Genomic DNA, 23,192 nt, shown 5'->3' with positions numbered 1-23,192 from the left:
CTAACACGCTATTGCAGCACAGATAATGCCGCCTGAATGCTTTGCTCTACAAACTGACGATCCGGGCCTGATTTCATCAATACCGTTAATCCAATCATAGACATCACGAGTGAGTGTGCCGCAAGACCTGCATTAAGGTGCCCTTCCAGCTCTCCGCTCCGCACCCCTCTTTCGACAACCTCTCTGAAAATAACGGCCAGGTACATCTGATGCTCCCGTGTTAAGACTGCAAATTTGGGCTCGTGAGGAGCAAGTTCAACCATTGTGTTGATACAAAAGCACCCGTAAGCAGGATCACCGGCCCGGCCCTCGGCTGCAATCTGCTCAAAAACCTCTCGTATTGCTTCTATGACGGATTCTCCATGGCCCAGCCGTGCTCTAATCTCTGCCGCATGAACGTTCGTATATCTACGAAGCACACGTTCAAACAACTCCTTTTTATCGCCAAACGCTCCATACAAGCTGGGCCGCTGAATCCCCATCGCTGTAGTTAAATCTGTGAGTGACGTCGCTTCGAACCCTTTAACCCAGAATACGTGCATGGCAGCGTCAAGCGCCTCATCTGTGTTAAACTCCCGTTTTCTAACCATAACACCGCCCCTTTATTTATCGAACAGTACATTACTATTTTAACTCGAATTATACAAAAATCAAAATGATAATCCTTCATCCCCCTGTGCCATTATGTGTTCTCATTAAGAAAGCAGGCTTGTCCTTCCCTTATTTTACAATCTTATACTCATATTTCTCTACCTTGCTGTCCCAATATCAACTCTAAATCTCCTATCTAACATTATGCGCCAGAAATTCCTTGATTGACATCTTTAGAAAAAAAATATAGTGTTAATCCCGATTATAACATACTGATCAGTACATAATAGAAGGGCAGGTCTTTCGAATGCAAACCCCGCTTCAAAATTCACAATTATCTACACCCAAAAAACAAGGTATAACCCGCACACTCGCTTGGGTATTTGCGGTGTGTAGCGGCCTATCTGTAGCCAATATCTATTATGCGCAGCCCTTGCTGGATTCTATTGCCCGGGATTTTGATCTGTCTACTGGAGTGATTGGCATCGTAATTACGGTTACACAGATTTGGTATGCTCTCGGTCTGCTGTTGCTTGTTCCGCTTGGCGACCTTATCCCTCCTCGCAAGCTGATCATTGTGCAAATGTGTCTTTCGGCCGTTGCCTTATTAGGCGCAGGCACTGCTGCTTCACATGCTGTTCTATTCACAGCTCTTGCCGCGATCGGTTTATTAGCCGTTATTACACAGACATTTGTTGCGTATGCAGCCCATCTGTCAGCCGAATCTGAGCGGGGAGCGATCGTCGGCCGGGTGACCAGCGGTATAGTTATCGGCATTTTGCTTGCAAGAACTGTCGCAGGTGTAATGAATGACTGGCTTGGCTGGAGATCCGTTTATTTATTGTCAGCCAGCTTGACTTTAATCAGCGTTGTCGTCTTAATTCACATGCTTCCGAAGCAATCATCCAGCCCGTCCAAGCTCAGCTACTTGCAGTTGCTTCGCTCCACCCTGCAATTATACGCAGAGTTGCGTATACTTCGTATCCGCGGGCTACTTGCCATGCTCATATTTGCGGCCTTCAGCATGTTCTGGACTTCCATCGTACTGCCGCTCAGTGCACCCCCGATATCGTTGTCACATAGTGCTATTGGGGCGATGGGCTTTGCGGGTATTGCAGGCGCACTTGCCGCCGCGAAGGCAGGGAAACAAGCGGATCGCGGATATGGTCAGAGAACAACAGGCCTTGCACTCGTTATTTTAGTCTTGTCCTGGGCATGTATCGGAATGTTACACACTTCATTGTGGTTCCTCATCGTGGGTATTATTGTACTCGACCTTGCTGTCCAGGCTGTACATGTCACCAATCAGAGCTTGATCTATCAGGTCAGACCCGAAGCCCAAAGCCGCTTGACTGCATCCTATATGATCTTCTATTCCATCGGTAGTGCAGCTGGCTCCATCATATCCACTCAAGGATATGCCTACGCAGGCTGGACAGGCGTTTGCTGGTCAGGTGCAGCTGTGAGCACCCTCGCTTTGCTGGTTTGGCTGATAGATCGCAAATCCGATTGTCTTGCTTGACTCCTAACATGAGTTTGATGATCCTTGAACACATCAAACAGCTCAAACAAGCCTCTTATCGAATGACACGAGGCTTGTTCACAGGATTTATTTTATTGAACCCACGCCATTGGAGACGTCATGGAACACTTCATTGCAACGTTACTAGATCAACAGCTCATGGATTGAAAGAGAACGCTCCTTGGACAGATCGCGGTATTCTTCGGACTCCACTTTAATTAGCGGCTTGAAAATATCGGAAGCATTGTTCATGACAATGACACCTTTTTCCCCATTGCTCAGCAGCACCTGCTTACCGATAAAGTTAGGCAGCAAATGCTGCATTAACGCCTGAACCGCCTTCTCGTTTAATTTACCAAAACCCATCCCGTAAATATCTCTAAGATTGTTAATCAGGTTTGGATTACTTGCTCCATGATTGCCGGATCGCATGCCAATATAAATATCTGCTACAGAGACGATTTGAGTATAAGGGTGTATCTCGCCCTTTCCAAGCTGCATCGGATAGCCTGAGCCGTCTTCCCGCTCATGATGCTGCAAAGCGACCAAAGCAGTCGCTTCATCTGTCATGGAGTTTTTGATAATTTCATGTCCATATATCGTGTGACGCTGTAGTTCAAGCTGCTCCTCCGGGGTCAGAGCCTCTGTTTTATTTCGAATCCGATGAGAGACCTTACATTTTCCGATGTCATGCAAATACCCCCCGCGGCTGATCTTATAGCTTTCGGCCTGGGAATACCCCATCCAGTTTGCGATATAAAAGGATAACAGACCTACCTGGATGGAATGGGTATAGTTGTTCACGTCATCTCGCTCCAGCATCATCAGGAGATGCACAACGTCCTTTTGCTCATCAAGCCCTTCGACCATTGGCTGCAATGCATCGTCAACCATGGATACGTTAAATTTGCCTACAGTCAGCGCTTCCAGAAAAGCATTTTGATAATTATGTACAGTCTGAAGGAATTGAGGCTTCATCTCTTCCTCAGGCAGTTGTTCTTTAGTGCTCGCGCTGGTGCTGGCGCTTGATCCAGCTGCATGTTTCAATGAAGCTGCAAAAAATTCTGCTTCGCTGATCTCTTCATTACGCGCTTCGATATCTACGTAATCTACCCGATGCTGCATAAGCAAGGTAATATCCTCGCTTCGAATCACAGTCCCCTTCCCGAGAATGTGCAGTCCTGCTTCGCTGAACGTATCTGCTGTCAGACGGTCCCCGTCCTGCAGGTTCATAATATGGATTCTCAATCGGAACTCCCCCTGAACACATGATTATAGTTAACAGCTCCCGGATGGAACGGGGCCAAGACATACCTATACTTCTTAATATCGTTTAAATTCCAGATTTTTTACATAGTCCAAACGACCTTAATCATATAGATAAATATGAACAAGTGAGACTTTATCCTTATAGGTAAAACGTCGATTTGTCCCGGTTATTTAAACACGAAGAGGGCTCTGATCTGCTCTCCAGACTTTTCCACAACATCAACGCATAAAAAAGGAAGTCCAACCTGGTTCGGACTCCCTGTACTTCCTGTTACAAAGTGCTGTTACAGTTTAATGGATTCGAGACTTGCACCCTTTGCAAAAAAGCGTTCGATACCCTTCTCTACAGATGGATCGGCAACAAGTGGTGGAGCCTGATGGGGCTTCACTCGTGCATCAATAATGACCTGGTCACAGCCCCAGTGCTTGTGAGCATAACTGCTGTTTACCCCATACATATCATGGGATGGATTACTACGTGTGAAGGTAGCCCACAGAAAATTGTTAAGATTTGCACTCATAAACGCGCTGTCGTCACACACGATAATCATCGGACAAGTCTCCAGCCCGCCATGCTCCTGCAAAGCAGCCGCAAACTCTTGCATCTCTCGCGCGGTATGTTCATAAGAAGTGAAGGCCGTAGCCTGAACGGAAACTATGCCAGGCATGATGAGCTGTGCATTTTCGTATCCGCGCACATTCTTTAAGGCTTCCGGCACTTCCCTGCACAGCTCACGAATCTTGTCCCCATATGCAGCCATCACTACTTTGCTGCCGCTATTGAGTCCTGTTCCTGAATAATCCAGCGTATCTATCGTCGTATGGGTATAGAAATGAATATCACGCTGCAAATCGATACGCTCCAGCATATAGGTCAGGAACTCCACCTCTCGATGTGTATCCAAAGGTTGCTTGTCCTCAGCTGTGATGAAGAGATACTTCGCCAGACTGAGCTGACCTGTACCCAGAATACGATTGGCAATGGTCAGAAGCTCTGTCGGTTGCTTCACATCGGTATACGGGGTATAACGCTCACTGCCTATCGCAAACAATAACGGATGCACACCAGCAGCATCTACAGCGTGAACCTCCTTTACACCCGGAATTTCCTGCTTGATCGCATCTCCGGTAATCTCATGAATCAGATCACCAAAGGCGGTATCCTCCTGCGGCGGACGACCTACAACCGTAAACGGCCAGATTGCATTCGGTTTGGCATATACTTTATGCACACGCATCAATGGGAATTCATGTGTCAGGCTGTAATACCCCAGATGATCCCCAAACGGCCCTTCCGGCTTTGTCTCGCCAGGGTAAATCTCCCCCGTAATGACAAAGTCCGCATCATTACTGATGCAGTAGCCATCCCTATAGCTGTAACGAAAACGGCGGCCGGCCAGCAGACCTGCAAAGGTCATCTCGCTCAGTCCTTCAGGCAGCGGCATTACCGCAGATAGCGTATGTGCGGGCGGCCCACCGATGAAAATGCTGACTTTGAGCGGTTCACCTTTTTTCACGGCTTTAGCCTGATGTATACCGATTCCCCGATGAATCTGGTAATGCAAGCCAATCTCCTTGTTCATCTCGTAATCATTACCACTCAGCTGCACACGATACATGCCCAGATTGGAATTCATAATGCCCGGTTTGTCTGGATCTTCCGAATACACCTGAGGCAGCGTCACAAATGCGCCTCCATCCATGGGCCAGTGCTTGATAAGAGGCAGATCGGAGATCTGGATCTCCTGAGCTGACACAGGAAGACTGATGGATTTCTGCTTAGGCAAGGCCTGCCAGGCCGCAAGTCCCGTACTTATATGTTTCAGTGGGGTTTTGAGTGCCTTCATCGGATCGTCCCGCACGGCCATAACACGCTGAACACCTTCTAGTGTATCGCGAAACATGAACTTACTGCGTTCAACTGTGCCGAACAGATTGGAAACGGCTTTGAACCTGGAACCTTTTACATTTTCAAATAATAGCGCCGGGCCCTTGGCTTCATGTACCTTCATGTGGATCGCAGCCATCTCCAGATTCGGATCGACCTGCTCCTTCACCCTGATCAGATGTCCATGCTGCTCCAGATCGTTAATGCAATCTTCCATATTACGATATTTCATCGGATGGCTCCATTCTGTTTATAATAGAATAGCTTGATTATGTTCATATATTCACATACACGTACAATGCGATATGACAAAAGCGCCTGCTGTAACAGGCTGTATGCCTTCTTCTGTTCTAACTATATTAAAATATGCACTGCACGTCTCTTCTATTTTATCAAATGATCTGCCGGTAAACAAAGAAAACTATACAACAAATGCAGAACACACCTCGGTCCCGGTTTATCGGAACTGGCAGCTCTGCATCATTAACAGCCTTACCTCTCATTACGTTATTGCTGCTCATTCTCACGAAGCATCATAAGCACAATCGCTTTCGCGGAATCGTTATCACCATCTCCGTACCTTCACCCACAGCACTTGTGACATCAATGGTACACTCATGCAGGTTCAATATTTTGATGACAATGGATAAGCCTAGTCCGTTGCCCTTGAGAGAGCTGCTCCGCGCCTTATCCACCATATAAAACCGATCGAAGATATGTGGCAATGCCTCCTGCGGAATACCTTTTCCCGTATCCCGAATGTGCACGTTCACACCAGAGGGCCCTTCCCTCATATCAACATATATACTTCCGCCTACATCTGTATATTTGATGGCATTGCCTAATATATTTTGCCAGACCTGATCAAACAAATCTTCATCTGCCTCTATGGTGCAGGGTAACAGCTCCAGCTCCATATTTACATTTTTCGTTGACCACTGCGGCTCTGCCAGCACAATAATTTTTCGCAATTGCTCATCCAGTTGAAACAGCCTGAAGCTCGTGGGATGATGCTCGGAATCCAGCGACGCCAGGCGAAGCAGATTATCGCTAAGTCTCGACAACCGCAAGGTCTCCTCGTAGATAATCTCAAGGTGCTCCTTCTGCTCCTCGGGAGGAATCAGACCATCCTGAATCGCCTTCGTAAAGCCCCGAATCGAGGTCAGCGGAGACTGCATTTCGTGAGAAACGTTACTGACAAAGTCCTCTCGTATTGAATCAATCTTTTGCAGTTCTCTCGCCATCTGGTTAAAGCTCTCCATCAATTCTCCGAATTCATCATGATTCCTGTACTTTAGCCGCACGGTGAGATCCCCTGAAGACATTTTTTGTGCCGCAGCTGTCAGCTGTTTGATGGGCTTGACAATAAATCTCGACATCAGCAGAATGAATAGGCTGCCAATGATCAGCACGGTTAACAGAGAAGAGAGAAGGGTTTGTCTTAATGTATGAAACAGGGGGGAGAAGTCATTTTGAATCAATACGGCATCCCCTTCACTCCGCCCCGGAACCCCTACTGTAGCTACACCATTTTGATTTTTGAAAATGACTGCCTTCGTTCGGCCAGGTTCAAATAAAGTCCTAACCTGCTCTTCAGGTAAAGAAGCAAGCACCTCACTTTGCTTGTTCACCAGCGTAATGTTCATGCCATACTTTTCAAACACTCGTAAGCCCGTTTGCAATTGATGCGGATCATCCATGAGAAGAATCAATGCTGCAACATCCTCTGCTACATTAGACATAGCGTCGTTTGGCGTATTTTTTCCAAAGTCATTTTGCACAATAAAGGTTAACACCAGACTGACGACAACAATGCCGATAAAAGTAGCAACAATGCGAAAACGTAAACTGTTCCTTATAAATTTCATGTGAGCTCCAGTCGATATCCCAGTCCACGGACGGTTGAAATCGTAAATTGCGAGACCGATTCCAGCCTTTCTCTCAAACGTTTAATATGCACATCCACGGTCCGCTCATCCCCTTCATAATCCATGCCCCAGATATCATATATGAGCTGATTACGAGTACATATTTTACCCGGCTTGCTGGCGAGCGAAAATAACAGCTCACATTCCTTTTTTTTCAGATCAATCGTGCTTCCGTTTGCTTCCACGGTCAAACGATCCAGATCAATCTTCACTCTGCCAAGCTGAATGATATGCGACAGACTTTTATTATATCTTTTCAATAAGGACTGTACCCGCAGAACCAGCTCCACAGGATCAAACGGTTTAACCACATAGTCATCCGTACCAACACGGAAGCCTTTAACCTTGTCTCGGGATTCTCCCTTGGCTGTCACCATCAGAATGGGAATATCCATATAGGAGCGAATATCCTGAGTCAATTCAATTCCGTCCATCCGGGGCATCATCACATCCACGATTACCAGATCAACCTTGGTGGTGGATAGCAGGTTCAGTGCCTCCTCCCCATCAGAGGCTTCCAGCACGGATAGCTGATTTTTCTCAAGATAAATTCGGATCAATTTACGGATATGCGCATCATCATCCACGACAAGAACGGTGTTCATCTGTACATGTTCCTTCCCGACATAAACTTTATTCGTACCGTAGAGATTCCATGGGGTCCAGCTTTGCAGCTTTTGAAGATGGCATCAGGCCAGCTATTACGCTAATTCCTGTGCTTACAGCGAAGCCAAACAGCATATAGCTACCCGATAGATGAATTAATTCTGCCCCAAACGCTTGTTTGAGCAAAATATTGAGCACATAACTGATGCCAAGTGCCGCGATTACCGCAATAATACCACTAAATGCACCCAACAGGGCAGACTCGGAGAAGAAGATTCGCCGAATATCCTTTTTCCTTGCACCGATGGCTCGTAAAATTCCAATCTCTTTGGTCCGCTCCACGACACTGATGTATAACACAACCAGAATCATAATGCCTGATACAATCAGCGATATGCCTGCTATACCTGCCAGTACGATGGTCGCCATACTGACGTATGTTGTGATATTCTCCATTATTTTGGCCATCTGAGAACCTGTAAACCCTGCATCTACTGCCTCTTTATTAATATCATTGACATATTTCATATCAGTTGCATAAGCATTCACCTGAATAGGACCTATTGTAATATTATGATCTGAATATAACTTCTCAAGTGTTTGTGAAGAGATGTATCCTGGCGTCTGCTGCATAGGTGATCGCGGCTCTGCTGCATCATACAACCCGGAAACCGTCAATTTTTTCTCTAAAGTAACCGGTTTATGATTCGCATCCATATCAGTGATATATAAGGTGACTGTCTTACCAAGCATGGAGTCAGCCTGGTTACCGCTTAACTGATCAGCAGCAGTCTTCGGCAGTAACATTTGATTATCGGCAGGCAGCGCTCCCTTTACAAGCAAAGCAGGGTCGAACGAATCGGTAAGGGTTGTAAGCTGTGCGAGTGCCCTGCTTTGCTCGTTATACAAAAGGGTTGATTTTCCTGTAATGGAAGTGATCGTTTCAACATGCTCTACATTCGGGAACCGTCGTATCGTTTCGATGTCATCCTTGGTAAACGTTTCTCCCGGCGCCATTAAAGCCTGTGGGCCCCGCAAGTCCTGGGATGTCGCACTTGGTTTCGTAATATCCACCAGTAAAGGGTCCATACTGGCATTAATCTCATCGTTCATATAGGTGGTGATGCCATTACCGAGCGATAACATCAGAAGCACACTTAATATCCCGATAGAACCACCTAAAGCAACCAACACATTTCGTTTCATGTTAAGTTTCATATTTTGGAGTGCCATTCGAAAAGATGCGAACAGACCAAGACTGCGGGAGGAGGCATGCTCCGACTTGTTTACTGCATCGGAGCGTTCTCTTAATTGAATGTCCTCTGCAATGCTTCCCTCCTCCATCCTCACAATTCTTGTGCCGGAATCTGCAACTTTCTGGGAGTGGGTTACCGCCAAGACCAGTACCCCTTTTTGCGCAATGTTATCCAGCAGCCTCAGAATCTGATCTCCATTCTCCCGATCCAGCGCCCCTGTAGGCTCATCTGCAAGAATAATATCAGGATTATTGGATAAAGCACGGGCAATAGATACTCGCTGCTTCTGTCCCCCGGACAGCTGGTTAGGGCGTTTGTGCAGATGCTCTTTCAATCCGACTTCAGTCAAAATATCAATGGCTCGCTGTGTTCGCTCCTTAACATCGGTATCTGTCATCTGCATCGCAATGGTCACATTTTCAATTACGGACAGATGGGGAATCAAATTAAAATTTTGAAACACAAAGCCGACATTGTTTTTACGATAATCATCCATCTCTTTCTCGGTCATCTCACTCAGGTTTTGCCCCCGAACCACCACGTTCCCCTCGTAATCGGAGTCCATTCCCCCAATGATATTCATCAGTGTGGATTTCCCGCATCCCGATTCACCAAGAATTGACACAAACTCTCCAGTCTGAAAACTCAGGCTCAAGCCATGTAGAACAGGCACTTTTTCTTTGCCGTATAATGTGTATGATTTACGTACATTTTCTACTTCCAGTATTCTCATGTATTCTTCCACTCCTGTTTCTGTAAAATAAAATCTTGCTTGTGAACACATCCTATCACTCGTTTGTGAACTGATTATGAACTGGAGCATCGGAGCACAAAAATGCACCCGCAGCGGCTTGAAGTACATCTTCAAGTCACCACAGGTGCATGGATTACAGAATCAACAAAGTAAAAGCTTATTTGATATCACAAAAAATTAAATCAATCCCGCTTTGGTCAGCAAACGCTTCACCATCGATGCTGTCTGTGCACGGCTTACGTCTGTATCCGTCATCAGCTTACCATCAGCCCCCTGTACCAAACCTTGCTTGATGGCCGATGCTACAGATTCAGCAGCCCACGGCTGAACTTTGTTACCATCGCTGTATTTCCCAAGCAGATTCGCTGTTTCAGAAGCATCCGCTTGCGCCAGCTCCACCAGCTTCATAGCACGTGAAACGATGGTCATCGCTTCAGCTCGGGATATTTCGCTGCTCGGATGGAAGCTGTAACAGTTCCTCCCTTTGTGTTATTGATTCAAGCAAGACAATTTTTAAATTCCCTCAACAATACGCTTCGCTCGCACATTTACCTCACGGTACAGCTCATCCTCATCCAGCGTTAGCAGCTTTCGATCACGCATCAGGATCTGTCCATCCACAATCGTGGTATGCACATCCGCTCCATTCACACTATAAGCCACCAGTGACTCCACATTGTGTATGGGCTGGAGATGAGGTTTGGCAAGGTCAATCAAAATAAGATCGGCTTTATATCCAGGCGCCAGCATGCCCACTTCATCGTGAACCGACAGCAATTTTGCACTGCCGCGGGTTGCCATATGCAGCACATCAGGCGCAGGCAGACGTGTTGGATCACCGTAATCCAGCTTTTGCAGCCAGCATGCCGCCTTGATCTCCTCAAACATATCGAGTGTTGTTGCGCTTCCTGCTCCATCTGTGCCAAGCCCCACCGTAATGCCTTCGGTCCTCATCGCTTCAATCGGTGCAATGCCGCAACCAAGCTTGAGATTACTCACCGGATTATGAGCCACACCACCGCGCATGCCCTTCAACCTGCGAACATCACTTGCGCTAAGATGAACCGCGTGAGCCAGCAGCACATGGGTCTGCTCAAACATACCAGCTTCCACCAAATACTCCGTTGGTGTCATGTTATAACGGCTGTGAATCTTCTGCACTTCTTCTATCGTTTCCGCGAGATGAATATGCAAGGGAATATCGTCCCTCACCGCCATCGCAATCACTTCACGCAGCGGTTCCACCGGACAAGTATACGGAGAGTGCGGCCCAAACATCGTCGTAATCCGCCCATTCGCTTTTCCTGACCAGCGCTGCACCAGGTCAACCGCTTCCTTCAGTCTGCGGCCCCCATCTTCCTCCATAAAGACCATTCCACGTGTCAACGATGCACGAATGCCTGTCTCCAAAACCGCTTCTGCAATTTCATTCATGTGAATGTACATATCTGCAAAAGCGGTCGTTCCCGAACGAATCATCTCCGCTATGCATAGTTTGGCCCCCCAATAAATATCTTCGGGTGTCATTCTTGCTTCCGCGGGCAGCATCTTGCGGTCCAGCCAGTCCATCAGCTTGAGATCATCGGAAAAACCACGCAATAGGCTCATCGGCGAATGCTGATGTGCGTTCACCAGACCGGGCATGGCAAGTTTACTGCGACCATCCAGCACATCATCTCCGGGCTGAACAGCAATATGACCTGCGATCTGCACAATTCGATCTCCTTCAATACGAATATCCCCCATAAAGGGGGATTCGTTATCTTGCATCGTTAGAATTGTAGCTTGCTGAATCAAAATACTCATATCACACACATCTCCTCTGGATTGGCTGTATTTATTGCTAATCCAGCGTAAGGCTTGACGCAGCGGTAAGGTCAATCATTTTAAGCGGGCAATCGACACTTGCTGAAAAATACGTATAAACGGCTCAGGATCAATCTCAACCATATACGGGAATACACCCGTACTGGTATGCAGATAGAAGAAACCACCTTCATCCCCCATCCGGCGGAAAGACATGTCAAACACTTCAGTAATAAGGAACTCCCTGTACTTGGTCACGATTCGATCCGAATAAAGGGTCATGGTACGGGCGTTCATCTCAATCTCTTGCGCAAGGCCAGTCACTTCTCGCTGTATTCTGTAATACGGCAATACGGCGATATGATCCATGTTTCCCCTCCAATCGTGCTATAGGTCATAGTTCCATCATAGCAGATTGGAGCTCGCGGGCAAAAATGACTTTATCCCTGATGCTTTTCAGAATCATTCAGCTGATCTTCGTAACTACCTTCAACTGCTTGGCAAGCTCATCCTGAATATCCTTCAAAGTGAAACACTGCTCCACATGATAAACACCTGCCTGGTGAGGGGTAGCATAGACTCTTTTTGCCACAGCTGCAGCCACGTCTGCGGTTACCACAGCTTCCTTATCACCTACGATACGCTGTTCCACATGGGTGTACTGCCCATTTTTCCAGCCTGTAACATCCACCTTTACCGCGAACATCGGTTCACCGCCTGGTATCCAGGCAAAAGCGTTGACCGCTGCCTGACGAACCCAAGGCAACCGTAGCAGTTTAAGCAGTCCCGCCCGTCTGGAAACCGACAGCGCTCTTGTAATCCAGCGGGAATCCAGACACAGTCTGGTTGAAACGTTGGGAATATGCAGCGTTCGAGCGACAGCCCGTTGATCCGAAAACGGGAATCGGTACGCCATTCGCTGCCCCAGTCCATCTCCAAAATCAATCTTCTTCCCACCGCTGAGACTCTGAACGGGGACAAGCTCTCCTTGCCGCATAACATCGTATGTGATGCTCATATGATCCACAGTCCATTCAACTGCAGCTTTGCCATGCTTCTCTCCAAGCCCGAGCATTATGGTGATATCCGCTTCCTGCATCTGATCCAGATGTGCTGCGGCCTCACGTACAAGCAAATTTGTGATGCCCGGAGATAATCCCACACTGAGAATCGCCGTGGAGCCTGAAGCTTGCAGCATGGAATGCAATCGCTCCACCTGTGTCAAAAAATCAGCTTTAGCAGAAATATCTACATAATCCGTTCCAGCCTTGGCACAGCTTTCAACAAACCGGGTATCGTGCTGATCGACGCACATGATGACCATTTTAACGTTTCGCAGCATGCCCGAGTCCACCGATTTCGTAATATCCAGCTGTAGTGGTTTAACAGCTCCACCCGTTTGACGGCTGAATTGTTCGGCTCTTTCCCGCCTTGTACCCGCTGCCCATACTTTGCCCGGAAATTCCGCCGCCAGTTGAGTACAGATCATCTGTCCTACTTGACCGTACCCGCCAATGACCCAGATCTGATCCTTCATGCTCGTCCGTTTCTGTTCAGTCTCTGATCGCATAATATGCCTCCACCCAGAACGCTCCGAAATAACGTGTCATCCCGCAAAAACCGCATTCTCCAAGCAGTTCCACCATGAGTTCGCCGGATACAGGGTCAGACTGTTGACCGAGTGAAGCCGTAAATCTCTCCCATTCCTCAGCAAGAATACCCGCTTGCAGCATATGCTCCCTCCACGCCTTCATCATGACTGGATAGGCCGGAGATGCAAGGTCCGCGTCAACTGCCGCAATGATTAGAGGTGCGCCAGGCTTGAGCCTTTGGGCCAGATGCTGCAAAAATGTTTTTTTCGCCTCCATCCCCTGGATAAAATGAAGCATAAGCATACACGTTGCACCATCATATAAGACTGTCGCGGGCAACTGTTCAATCGTGCCTTGAAGCAGTGTAGTCCGTCCCGTGATCCCGGCTTCCTCTGCCTTTTGCTGTGCCAGCTTCAGCATCCGGGAAGACGTATCCATGCCTGTCAGCTGCCAATCCAGATGATTCGCACCAAGCAGCGCAAGCTCCTTGCCGCCTCCGGCACCCGTGACGAGGATGTGAATATCGTTGTTATTTGTAATCGAAGCCGCAAGCAGCTGTTCCATCATATGGTGCATGTGATCGTAACCGGGAATTTTGAGTGTTATAGATTGTTCATATCGACCCAGATCTGCCGCGTCCCAGCTCATAGCCTGGCTTCCTCCCAAATGTGTAACTTTGTCATATATATGTTCTTTCATCGCTACTGCACCCCTCTGAATAGGAAGTTAGACTTGACTCTACATTCGTCTAATTTCATTATAAAAGGAAGCGAGCAGACCACCATCCCAGAAGTATGGGATATAGAAAAACTCGGATAACCAAGAGAGAAGAAGAATCGGGAAGGAGCGAATCCGCTTGTCAAGCTTGCTTACTCACCAGAATCTAAACCGTATGACTTCACTTGAAAAAGGAAACTGGACCTCCCGTACCTACCGGGAAGCTGTATTGAAACAAATTAAAACAGTCATCACTTACGATGCTTACTGCTTCAACACCGTAGATCCTTCGACACTTCTCTCCACAGGCGCAGTCACAGAGGATGGCATAGAAGCTATTCATAAACAGCTGTTTCTCAATGAATATATGGAAGATGACATCCATAAATATGCGGATTTGATTCAATCCGGCCAGCATACCGCGATTTTACAAGCTTCACTTCCAATGCGCTCTGAGCCCAGCTCTCGTTATACGAATATTTTGTTGCCTGCCGGAATCGGTGATGAGCTGCGCGCCGTTTTCGTGGATCACGGTGCTTGCTTTGGACATCTCACGTTATATCGCAGACAGAACTCTCCTGCCTTCTCGGAAGAAGAACGTTTGCTTATGCAGCACTGGGCAGCCTCAATTGCACTCATGCTTCGCACCACTCGCCTGTCCCTTACGGACGAGCTGACAGGTAAAAGTCCCGAGGAGCCCGGCATTATGCTGCTAGATACGTCATTTGAACCTGTCATGAACAATGCTGCCGCACGTTACTGGTTATCGGAGCTGCATCGACTGGAGCAAGTTGGACCCGATGTGCTTCCGAGGCCCATCCGTGCAGTATGCTCTCATCTGCTGCAATCGGATCGTATAGGAACGAGGACGGTTACCGAAGCAGGTGCGGAAACTGATTATGCCGGGAGTGGTGCTGGAAAAGATACTGAAACGAGCGCCAGTACTGCTTCCACATTCGGTCATACAGCTTATCCTTTGTCCAAAGTCTGTGTTCAGCTGTTAGACGGACGATATCTCCTGCTTCATGCAAGTTGGATGCAGCAGCCAAAAGACACTCAGCCCGCCATTCAGCGCGAGCATATCGCAGTTTGGCTAGAGCAAGCTCTGCCTCAGGACGTACTGCCCCTCCTGTCCGAACGTTACGGATTATCTGCACGGGAGCGCGAACTGCTCGCTTACGTACTGCGCAGTTTTTCTTCAAAAGAAATTGCGGCGGCTATGCATATCTCGGTATACACCGTTCAGGATCATCTCAAGTCCATCTTTGCCAAAACAGAGGTGTCCTCACGCCGTGAATTAATCTGGCATTTTGTTTCCCGCTTTCAATTATCCGGGGAACTGTAGTGATAAAACTACAGGTATATAGAGAAGAAGCCTATCCCTAAGGACAGGCTTCTTCTCTATGATTTAGCAGGTTTGGCCGGTTTCGCAGTAGGTTTGGCAGAAGCAGCATTTTTGTTGCTGCTGCCATTTTTCTTTGATTTAGTGGCCAGTTTATTATCCGTTTTTGCCATAGTCGGGCTCACCGCCACCGCTTCCTGAGGATGCTCCACTGGATACAGTTTACGGAACAACAGTGTCTGCAGCACCAGGAATGATCCGCCTACCGTCCAGTACAGTGGCATCGCTGCCGGTGCGGACAACGAGAAAAACGCCATCATGAGCGGAGAGATGTACCCCATAATTGCAAACTGTTTGCGCTGCTCTGGCGCCATATTAGCCTGCGATATTTTGGCCTGAATCAAATAGATCACCGCTACAACAACGGCCAGCACATAGTCCGGCGCACCCAGCTTGAACCATAAAAACGAATGGGACGACAGCTCTGGCGTTAGCCGGATAGCGGTATAAATACCTGACAGAATTGGCAGTTGAATTAACAAGGGCAGACAGCCAATATTAAGCGGATTAAACTTGTGCTTTTTGTATAAAGCCATCGTTTCTTCAGACAGCTTCTGTCGGTCGGCTGGGTCATTTTTGCCCTCATATTTTTTCTTGAGCGCATCCATCTCGGGTTTCATCGCGTTCATAATCACTCGTGTCCCCTGCTGGGACTTGGCTTGACGCATCATCAACGGCAGTAACGCAAGACGAATGACCAATGTAATGATGATTATCGCTACCCCGTAGCTGCCGTTAAATGCACTGGCAATATGCTGAATCAGGTAAGACAACGGAAATACGATGTAATGATTAAAGAATCCCGGTGTCGAAGAATTTATCTCTGATACGTTATTACTGCAGCCGGCAAGCAGCATGACTGCGAATACCATCACAATCAGGCCATAGATCCGTGCCCTGCCAGCCGTGAAAGTGAACCCCTTGTTTGTCTTATGTTCCATATATATCCTCCTCGTTGATGGGCTGATTCACGTTTCAACGAGGAATAACAGTCTGGTTCATCTTCATCCGGTGCTTCTTTTCGTCTGACCATGCGACTCCAGTCTTCCGATCTGTGCTGTCTATTCAAGCCCAATGCCGGAAACACAGGTTCAATGCCATCCCCGGCGCCGCCCTCCATCCAGTACTCTGTCATGCCGCAGTGTAGGTGGGCAATATAAGCGTAACTGACTGTGAAGATAAGCCCAATCGAGAATATATACGGCAGTAGTTCATGTAATTCAAACAAGAGATTCACCCCCTTCATACGTTTATTTTTACATTATAGCACTTACATATGACGTTTGCACAAAGGAACTGATGGCAAATGCAGACGCTGGTCTATTCCGTTCATCATTTGGACAATTTCAGCTGTGCTCGATACCTCGCCAGATTAAGCAGCACTGGCTGTACAATTGTACCTGAAGACTTTATTCTCTCCATCATGGAAATACCTCCAACACTCTATCTGCTTTGTATTTTAGATGATAATATAGGAAGATAAGTATGAAGATGGATGAATAAAACTTCTTATTTTATGAAGTAGACTGGAAAAAGCGTCGAGGAGGACGGTTTTGTTGAAACTTCATCAGCAATATTTGCTGCTTCACAGCCAGCTTGGGGATACAACCGAGCATACACTGACACTCTCTGATCTCGCCGAATTGCTGGACTGCACCCATCGGAACACGCTGACGATTGTGAAAAAAATGGCTAACCTGGGCTGGATTCATTGGCATGCCCAGCGGGGACGCGCACGGCGTTCGGTTCTGTCTCTGCTCGTTCCAGCGGATCAGATTGCCGCTGAATATATGATGCAGACGATAAATCGCCGGGAATTACAGGAGGCTGCCGATCAGGTCAGAGCGTTCTCCGGCTCACCGTCAATGCAGTATTATCTCAACCAGTGGCTGCTCGGTTATACAGGCTATCATACCGAGGCGGGGACCAGCAATGAATCCATTGATACGCTCCGTCTTCCCATTCGCCAGCAGCTTCACGCACTCGACCCGCTATATATCAACCTGCTTGCCGAGTCATTTGTAACCAGCCATGTGTACGATGGTCTTGTGCAGCGGGATGAACACGGGCAGATTTTGCCTGCTCTAGCACATACGTGGGATGTGTCGGATGACAGCCTGACATGGACTTTTCATTTGCGGAAAGGGGTTCATTTTCACAGCGGCAGATCTCTCTCTGCTTCCGATGTTGTCTTTACATTTGAACGACTGCAATCGACAGCACGCCGGACACTATATCGCGAGGTCAGTAAACATATTCATTCGGTTGAAGCAGCCAGCCCTTTAACTGTACGTTTTCAATTGAATACACCGCATGAATTGTTTCTGTCCTTCTTGACAACCAGCCGCGCAGTCATTGTGCCTTCAAGCCAGAGCGCTCATACAGCGATGAATCAATCAGAACGTGAACACATGCAGTCACGACAGTTACCAATTGGTACAGGGCCCTTCAAGGTGACCTTGTGGGATAATCATATGTGCAGATTGGAGGCATATCCAACGTATTTTCAGGGCAGAGCGCTCATTGATCGGGTGGATATTTTACAAATTCCATGGAGCACCTCAAAAACTTCTCACAAGAGCAGTCAGGACTTGAATACCACCGCAGATGAAAATATTGAGTCACCCTTCTTCCACCTTATGCACAATCCATCTAATGCATCCGGCACGGGCTGGACAGAAGCAAGCTCGGGCGTGTCCGTGACAAAGCTGCTCACATGCAACACCCAAAAGCCCGGACCGTTAAACGATCCGGGTGTACGCGCATATTTACAGCGATGCATTGATCTGATACAACAGCCAGTTTCAGAGACAAGTAACACGGAACACAAGACGGATGTAATCTCAGAGCCACTCGTTGGTACCACGGACCTGATGGACTCCTTTGTCCGCTCACCTGACAAACAAGAGATTGTCCTGAACATTGCCACCATTCCGCAATATCGACTGGACGCGGAACAGCTTGCATTCGCTTTGGAGCAATTAGGCTTTTCATGCACCATCCATACGGGTGACATGGAGCAATTCAAAGGCGATTGGCGACTGGAATCGGACCTGATTCTCTTCTCACTAATTCAAGATCGGGACGAGGAGCTTCGCAGATACGATCTGTATGCCACCTTGTCCGAGCATCTGGAGCCTTTTTCGAAGGAAATGGTTAAACACATGTTACAAACCGTCGCTATATCTCCACTTGCTACCAAACGCAAGCAGACACTGGATGAAGTTGAAGGCTATCTGGTTAGTGAGCATCTGATGTTCAGCCTTTCTCAAAAGCCTGTTGAAACAGCCTACCTGCCTTCCGTTCGCGGATTGTCATTCAACAGCCAAGGCTGGGTTAATCTACGGCATATCTGGTTTCCCTCGAAGGAGCTGGAGTGAAAATGTATGCCAACCTGAAGTAGGAGTATTAACAGACTGAACAACCGAGTGCGGGCAGCTTGGGACAGTTATGCTCTGCCTTGTATCCGGGTATGGTTTCCGTTACCGCTTATTGAAACCGTGTCCTTGCGGCGATAGACACCAAGAAGCAGTTCGACCATGGCATAATTAAAGAACGAAGTTATACTACAACTACTATAGCCAATAAAAGGGATTATGATAGAATACTACTCATATCTTGTTTTCATTTCATCAGCACCGTTAGCAACAGAGCATTAATTGATATCACGAATGAAGGAGACACGGGCTCATGAGCAAAAGTAAACTGATTTTCTTCCTCGGCGGAGCGGGAAGTGGCAAAACAACGCTGGCCAAAGCTCTTTCCCGCAAATATAAAGCCGCCTTTCTCGATATGGATATCCTGCTTCGCCCTGCCGCTGAAGCCATCATGACACTTCAGGGTCTCGACCCGTCAGACCGCGACTCACCAGAGTATAAAGCGCTGTGCCGTGACCTCGGATATCGAATTACGATGGACGCAGCTTTGGATAACGTACAGCTTGACGTCGATACTCTCGTCATTGGCCCCTTCACCAAAGAGATTGAAAATCCCGATTGGATCCAGCAGGAACTGGCACGGATTGGGCGCTCTCTGGATGATACGGACGTTCGGGTTGCTTACATCTATTTGCGGGACGTAGCACTCTATCATGAGCGTATTACCGGAAGACAATCTCCCCTAGATGAGTGGAAGCTGGCAAACTGGGGAGCGTTCAGTGCGTCCCTTGCCCGCAAAAACGTAGCCTGGCCGCTGCCTGCTGAAGCTGTAGCGTATATCGACAATTCCAGCGACGATGCTGGCATCGCCTTTGCTGAACTGGAACGGCGTATGTACAAGTAATCATGCAGGGTTACTTTTCAAGAAAGACTCGGCTCGTAACAGTTGTCACTAGCATCAGCCATTTCAGAACATCCTGAAAGGACGTGTTTAAACATTGGGTAGTGAGCATAAACTCATCATTTCTCCGTTAACTGCGGACCGCATCGAGGATATCCATAAGACAAATGATACGTTCACGCTATTTGGTAAAGTGGTTCCCCATTTACAAGCAGGAACGTGGTCTTATACAGAAGTTCTTTGGGATGAAACGCGAGAAATACGTTTCCCGGAGGATCAGCTCAATTGGAGTGAATATATAAATCAAGACGATAAAATTTTGTTCTTAGCGTATATGAATCATACCTGCGTAGGACAGATTAGAGTGATAAAGGACTGGAATCGCTTCTGTTATATTGAAAACATTGCGACTAAACAGGAGTATAGAGGCAGCGGAATCGGAGCGTTGCTCTTGAATAAAGCAGAAGAGTGGGCAAAAGAAAAAGAGCTTATAGGAATGTCCCTTGAAGCACAAGATGATAATCTGGGCGCTTGCAGATTTTATGTCAAACAAGGCTTCATCCTGGGTGGAGTTGACACACTCAAGCAGTCATACACTCCTAATATTGAAGCCACTTTATACTGGTACAAGTTATTCAAGTAGAGCAGACTTGGATTCCTAATTACTAGATGTCGTGTCAGGTAGATTGTAGCGGAAAACAAAGCAAAAGGACCAGTCTCTTGCAGCCTGTAAGGCTAAAGATTCTGATCCTGCTCTATTTCTGCTTATCTCTGACGTTCGGCAATACGAGCTACAATAAGGTTATGGCTTTCATCAATCTCCTCAGGCGTGCAGGCAGCTTTCAGCTCATATACCTTCACAGGAGAGCGATCAATGATATCCAGAAATGCATCGAAGAAGCTCATATCTTTACTATGAATATAAGGGCACCAATGATCGGACAAGCCTACCGTTTCATGGATGTGCACACCCACAACGTGATCAATCAACGCATTGGCCTCGCGCACGTTATCATAGAGCCCCATTCGGTCCATCATCATGCCATGACCGATGTCGTACCATAGCCCAAGGGGAGCTCCCTTCATCTGACCAATAATCGTGCCGGCTTCCTGCAGTGTAGGCATCTGATAACAGCGGGAACGGGTTTCAATGCCAAAGCTTACACCGTACCCACGCTGCTCCGATACATTACACACCTCTTCCAGGCTCTCCTGAATCCGCTTGAGATAGTGCTGACTTCCCGCCTCACGCTTTTCCAGCATCTCCTGCCACAAGGCCTGATAGGCCGGCGAATCCTTGCCTTCATCGTGATAGATTTTTTTCAAGGCCTCATCAATGTTATACGCAAACGGCACTTCGCCCGGATGCACAACAACCGCCTTGGCACCGTAGCGATGAGCATACTCGGCCGAACGTAATAGCAGTTCAATCGCTCGTTTGCGCCGCGGCTCATCATCGAATCCAAGCAGCACCGAATCTGTGCCATAGTCTGGATCAGCTACATGCGGGAAGGTGTTATGCACACTCGATATGCCCACTTCTCCGCGCTCAATCATCGGTTCAATCGTCCGCAGCAGCTCATCGTTCACATTATAGTTTAATTCCACCTGTCTGAAGCCGAGTGACAGAATTTCCTCAACCATGCCCTGACCCGTTGTATGACGTTTAATATTCCAGCATGTGGAGAAGGAATACTGCTCCTTGTCTGTATACATCCCTGCCCCTCCAATCTTCAAGTTTTTCGTTCACTTGCCCTTTCATATTCCACTCGTCTCTATCTGTATAAACAAACATTTTTGTAGCGGTTCAGCTCGCGTGCTCATCGAACTCCATCGTTCAACTTATGTGTGAAGCTGTACCTGATTGAAGCTATACCTGATCCTAGTCGATCCCGAGTTCAAACCTCATTCGCTTCTCCGTTACACCCGGCACATAACGATATATAATTTCAGCATAATCGGTGTACATCAGAACGGTAGGTTCCGGCGCTTCGACCTTTACTGAACAGGTAAGTCCCGGAAGATCCCAGCGCTCCGGCTGTAACTGCTGAGGGCGAAGGGACGGTCCTTTGATCTCAAAATAAACCTCAATCTCTTCCTCCGTATCCAGCTGTACATCAATAGTCAGCGACCCCGATGTCACCTCTGCTTCATAGGTAATGCCCCGCAGATGACTGTTCCAGTCCCCTCCCGTTTCGCGGCGTACCAGACGCAGGTAATATCGCTCTCCTGTTGCCGTATGCCAATGAATGGTCGCGGGATGCATCTGACCGTTGGTATTGCGGCTCCCCGACATTGCACCCATCATTCGGTTCTCACCGATCCAGGCCGAGGCCGTACACAGATTACGATTTGCTTTTGGATCATTGCGTTCACACAGCTCAAGGAACTGCTTCTGCACCAAACGGTCACCCTGATGCGCTTTGAAATACGGTACCGCTTCAGCAGGAACATCAATGCCAAGCAAGGCAATCATCGGATCATGCCCGGATTCACAATTTATTCCAGTTAAATGCTCGTAGCCCTCTCCCAGCAAAAGATAAAGAAACACACCAATGGAGCTGTGCTCCCGCATCTCCATATCGTATGCCCGCGCGAACGGGCCTGACAGATTTTCCAGATTCGCATTGTAATACAGTGCAATATTATTCCATAGTCCATGCTCAATCCGATGAGCAATTTCTTTCATACGTCCCGTGAGCGAATATCTTCTGAACATACCCAGTACAGCAAGATCAACCCCATAATAGGTGGTTGTATTAAACTCCGCAAACGTACCATCATATTGTTCAAATTCCTTCAGCAACCTTTCGGCCTGCTCATCCGCATGCTGAATCCAGTCCGTCCGCTTGAACCGATGACCATAATAATGAGTGATAAAAATATGCATCAGCTCGATGTTTGTGTTCATCGGAATCACATCCGCCAGCCTGCGATCCACGGAGCCCAGAACAGCTCGTTCCATCGCCACATCCATTCGCCGAACAAGCGCAGCAGGCAGGAGCTCCCGAAACTCTGCAGTGGCAATCACACATACACATGCGATAAACTCCCTCCAGTTTGGATCATAGCTGATCCAGACGGGTGGCAATATAGTGTTAACCGCTTCGTGGAACAGCCGTTTTAACCGCTTCCCCTCCGCACCTTCCTTCAATACATCCTTCTCTTGCTGCAGATTATGAATAAACTGCGCAGACACCTTCTCAAGGGTGCGTTCCAGAAAATAGGCTGTGCCTGGCGCAAATGATTTCCATGCATAGTGACCCGCGGGTGGATGCACATCATTCGACTGGGTCATGAAGGTTCCATGATAGATTTCATCCGGCGCATCATATTGATACTCCAGCACCTTATCAAGCACCAGAGCCGCTCGCTCCACATCACCAGGCTCCTGACGAATCAGCAGGCCGAGTGCATAATGCGCACTGCCTCGTGTCTCGTGTTCTGATGACTGCTCTTCAGCACCGCGGAGCAAGCCAAACTCTTCATCATACAAGCGATCCATCATCACCATCGACTGGTTCACCAGATATTGCTGTTCCTTCGACATCTTCTTTACCATAGGTTGTGTCATGCCATAAGA

The 23,192-nt window shown here is 47.7% G+C and carries 20 protein-coding genes; 5 read left to right on the top strand and 15 right to left on the bottom strand.

Annotated features, from left to right (window positions below; all coding sequences use genetic code 11):
- Positions 1 to 8 precede the first annotated feature (8 nt).
- Entirely contained in the window at positions 9 to 590 is a 582-nt protein-coding gene (locus DFQ00_RS08610) for a TetR/AcrR family transcriptional regulator (protein WP_110896077.1), read from the bottom strand.
- A gap of 308 nt (positions 591 to 898) precedes the next feature.
- Between DFQ00_RS08610 and DFQ00_RS08605 the strand changes: the two genes are divergently transcribed.
- Entirely contained in the window at positions 899 to 2,113 is a 1,215-nt protein-coding gene (locus tag DFQ00_RS08605; RefSeq protein ID WP_110896076.1) for an MFS transporter, read from the top strand.
- Between the two features lie 144 nt (positions 2,114 to 2,257).
- Here the strand turns inward: DFQ00_RS08605 and DFQ00_RS08600 are convergent, their stop codons facing one another.
- The 10 genes from DFQ00_RS08600 to DFQ00_RS08555 all read right to left on the bottom strand — a co-directional run bounded on the left by DFQ00_RS08600 (position 2,258) and on the right by DFQ00_RS08555 (position 13,911).
- On the bottom strand, positions 2,258 to 3,361 hold the full coding sequence (locus DFQ00_RS08600; protein WP_110896075.1) for an HD-GYP domain-containing protein: 1,104 nt from the start codon (positions 3,359 to 3,361) through the stop codon (positions 2,258 to 2,260).
- 305 nt (positions 3,362 to 3,666) lie between these two features.
- Positions 3,667 to 5,502, bottom strand: coding sequence for a UbiD family decarboxylase (locus DFQ00_RS08595; protein WP_110896074.1), 1,836 nt, complete (start codon positions 5,500 to 5,502; stop codon positions 3,667 to 3,669).
- A gap of 301 nt (positions 5,503 to 5,803) precedes the next feature.
- Positions 5,804 to 7,138: a HAMP domain-containing sensor histidine kinase gene (locus DFQ00_RS08590; RefSeq protein WP_110896073.1), complete on the bottom strand. Its 1,335-nt coding sequence runs from the start codon at positions 7,136 to 7,138 to the stop codon at positions 5,804 to 5,806.
- A complete protein-coding gene (locus tag DFQ00_RS08585) occupies positions 7,135 to 7,803 on the bottom strand; it encodes a response regulator transcription factor (RefSeq protein WP_110896072.1) in 669 nt (222 codons plus the stop codon). The genes DFQ00_RS08590 and DFQ00_RS08585 overlap by 4 nt, the downstream gene beginning before the upstream one ends.
- Positions 7,804 to 7,831: 28 nt before the next feature.
- Positions 7,832 to 9,793 (bottom strand): ABC transporter ATP-binding protein/permease, encoded by a 1,962-nt coding sequence (locus DFQ00_RS08580; RefSeq protein WP_110896071.1) that lies wholly within the window; start codon positions 9,791 to 9,793, stop codon positions 7,832 to 7,834.
- A gap of 198 nt (positions 9,794 to 9,991) precedes the next feature.
- A complete protein-coding gene (locus DFQ00_RS08575) occupies positions 9,992 to 10,243 on the bottom strand; it encodes an S-layer homology domain-containing protein (protein WP_110896070.1) in 252 nt (83 codons plus the stop codon).
- Between the two features lie 84 nt (positions 10,244 to 10,327).
- Positions 10,328 to 11,620, bottom strand: a complete 1,293-nt coding sequence (locus DFQ00_RS08570; RefSeq protein WP_110896069.1) for an amidohydrolase — start codon at positions 11,618 to 11,620, stop codon at positions 10,328 to 10,330.
- Between the two features lie 75 nt (positions 11,621 to 11,695).
- Complete coding sequence (locus tag DFQ00_RS08565; protein WP_110896068.1) at positions 11,696 to 11,989, bottom strand: hypothetical protein; 294 nt, start codon at positions 11,987 to 11,989, stop codon at positions 11,696 to 11,698.
- Between the two features lie 97 nt (positions 11,990 to 12,086).
- Positions 12,087 to 13,190, bottom strand: coding sequence for a saccharopine dehydrogenase family protein (locus DFQ00_RS08560; protein WP_110896067.1), 1,104 nt, complete (start codon positions 13,188 to 13,190; stop codon positions 12,087 to 12,089).
- Positions 13,174 to 13,911, bottom strand: coding sequence for a class I SAM-dependent methyltransferase (locus DFQ00_RS08555; protein ID WP_244213741.1), 738 nt, complete (start codon positions 13,909 to 13,911; stop codon positions 13,174 to 13,176). The genes DFQ00_RS08560 and DFQ00_RS08555 overlap by 17 nt, the downstream gene beginning before the upstream one ends.
- Positions 13,912 to 14,077: 166 nt before the next feature.
- Between DFQ00_RS08555 and DFQ00_RS08550 the strand changes: the two genes are divergently transcribed.
- Positions 14,078 to 15,274, top strand: a complete 1,197-nt coding sequence (locus DFQ00_RS08550) for a helix-turn-helix transcriptional regulator (protein ID WP_208643770.1) — start codon at positions 14,078 to 14,080, stop codon at positions 15,272 to 15,274.
- Between the two features lie 56 nt (positions 15,275 to 15,330).
- Here DFQ00_RS08550 and yidC read toward each other — a convergent pair whose 3' ends face one another.
- Together yidC and DFQ00_RS28755 are read right to left on the bottom strand one after the other, a co-directional pair.
- A complete protein-coding gene (yidC, locus tag DFQ00_RS08545) occupies positions 15,331 to 16,272 on the bottom strand; it encodes a membrane protein insertase YidC (RefSeq protein WP_110896065.1) in 942 nt (313 codons plus the stop codon).
- Positions 16,209 to 16,559: a hypothetical protein gene (locus DFQ00_RS28755; RefSeq protein WP_146236136.1), complete on the bottom strand. Its 351-nt coding sequence runs from the start codon at positions 16,557 to 16,559 to the stop codon at positions 16,209 to 16,211. The genes yidC and DFQ00_RS28755 overlap by 64 nt, the downstream gene beginning before the upstream one ends.
- A gap of 328 nt (positions 16,560 to 16,887) precedes the next feature.
- Between DFQ00_RS28755 and DFQ00_RS08540 the strand changes: the two genes are divergently transcribed.
- The 3 genes from DFQ00_RS08540 (at position 16,888) to DFQ00_RS08530 (ending at position 20,252) form a co-directional block, all read left to right on the top strand.
- Positions 16,888 to 18,711 (top strand): ABC transporter substrate-binding protein, encoded by a 1,824-nt coding sequence (locus DFQ00_RS08540; protein ID WP_110896064.1) that lies wholly within the window; start codon positions 16,888 to 16,890, stop codon positions 18,709 to 18,711.
- 310 nt (positions 18,712 to 19,021) lie between these two features.
- Positions 19,022 to 19,612 carry a P-loop nucleotide/nucleoside kinase family protein gene (locus DFQ00_RS08535; protein ID WP_110896063.1) on the top strand — a complete coding sequence of 197 codons (591 nt, stop codon included), beginning with the start codon at positions 19,022 to 19,024 and terminating at the stop codon, positions 19,610 to 19,612.
- A 94-nt stretch (positions 19,613 to 19,706) separates the two neighbouring features.
- On the top strand, positions 19,707 to 20,252 hold the full coding sequence (locus tag DFQ00_RS08530; RefSeq protein WP_110896062.1) for a GNAT family N-acetyltransferase: 546 nt from the start codon (positions 19,707 to 19,709) through the stop codon (positions 20,250 to 20,252).
- Between the two features lie 122 nt (positions 20,253 to 20,374).
- Here the strand turns inward: DFQ00_RS08530 and DFQ00_RS08525 are convergent, their stop codons facing one another.
- Together DFQ00_RS08525 and DFQ00_RS08520 are read right to left on the bottom strand one after the other, a co-directional pair.
- Positions 20,375 to 21,325: a sugar phosphate isomerase/epimerase family protein gene (locus DFQ00_RS08525; protein ID WP_110896061.1), complete on the bottom strand. Its 951-nt coding sequence runs from the start codon at positions 21,323 to 21,325 to the stop codon at positions 20,375 to 20,377.
- 166 nt (positions 21,326 to 21,491) lie between these two features.
- Complete coding sequence (locus tag DFQ00_RS08520; protein ID WP_110896060.1) at positions 21,492 to 23,183, bottom strand: hypothetical protein; 1,692 nt, start codon at positions 23,181 to 23,183, stop codon at positions 21,492 to 21,494.
- Positions 23,184 to 23,192: the final 9 nt, after the last annotated feature.

The organism is Paenibacillus barcinonensis, from assembly GCF_003217495.1.
Classification (GTDB): domain Bacteria; phylum Bacillota; class Bacilli; order Paenibacillales; family Paenibacillaceae; genus Paenibacillus; species Paenibacillus barcinonensis.
This window is presented reverse-complemented; position numbering and strand designations above follow the sequence as displayed.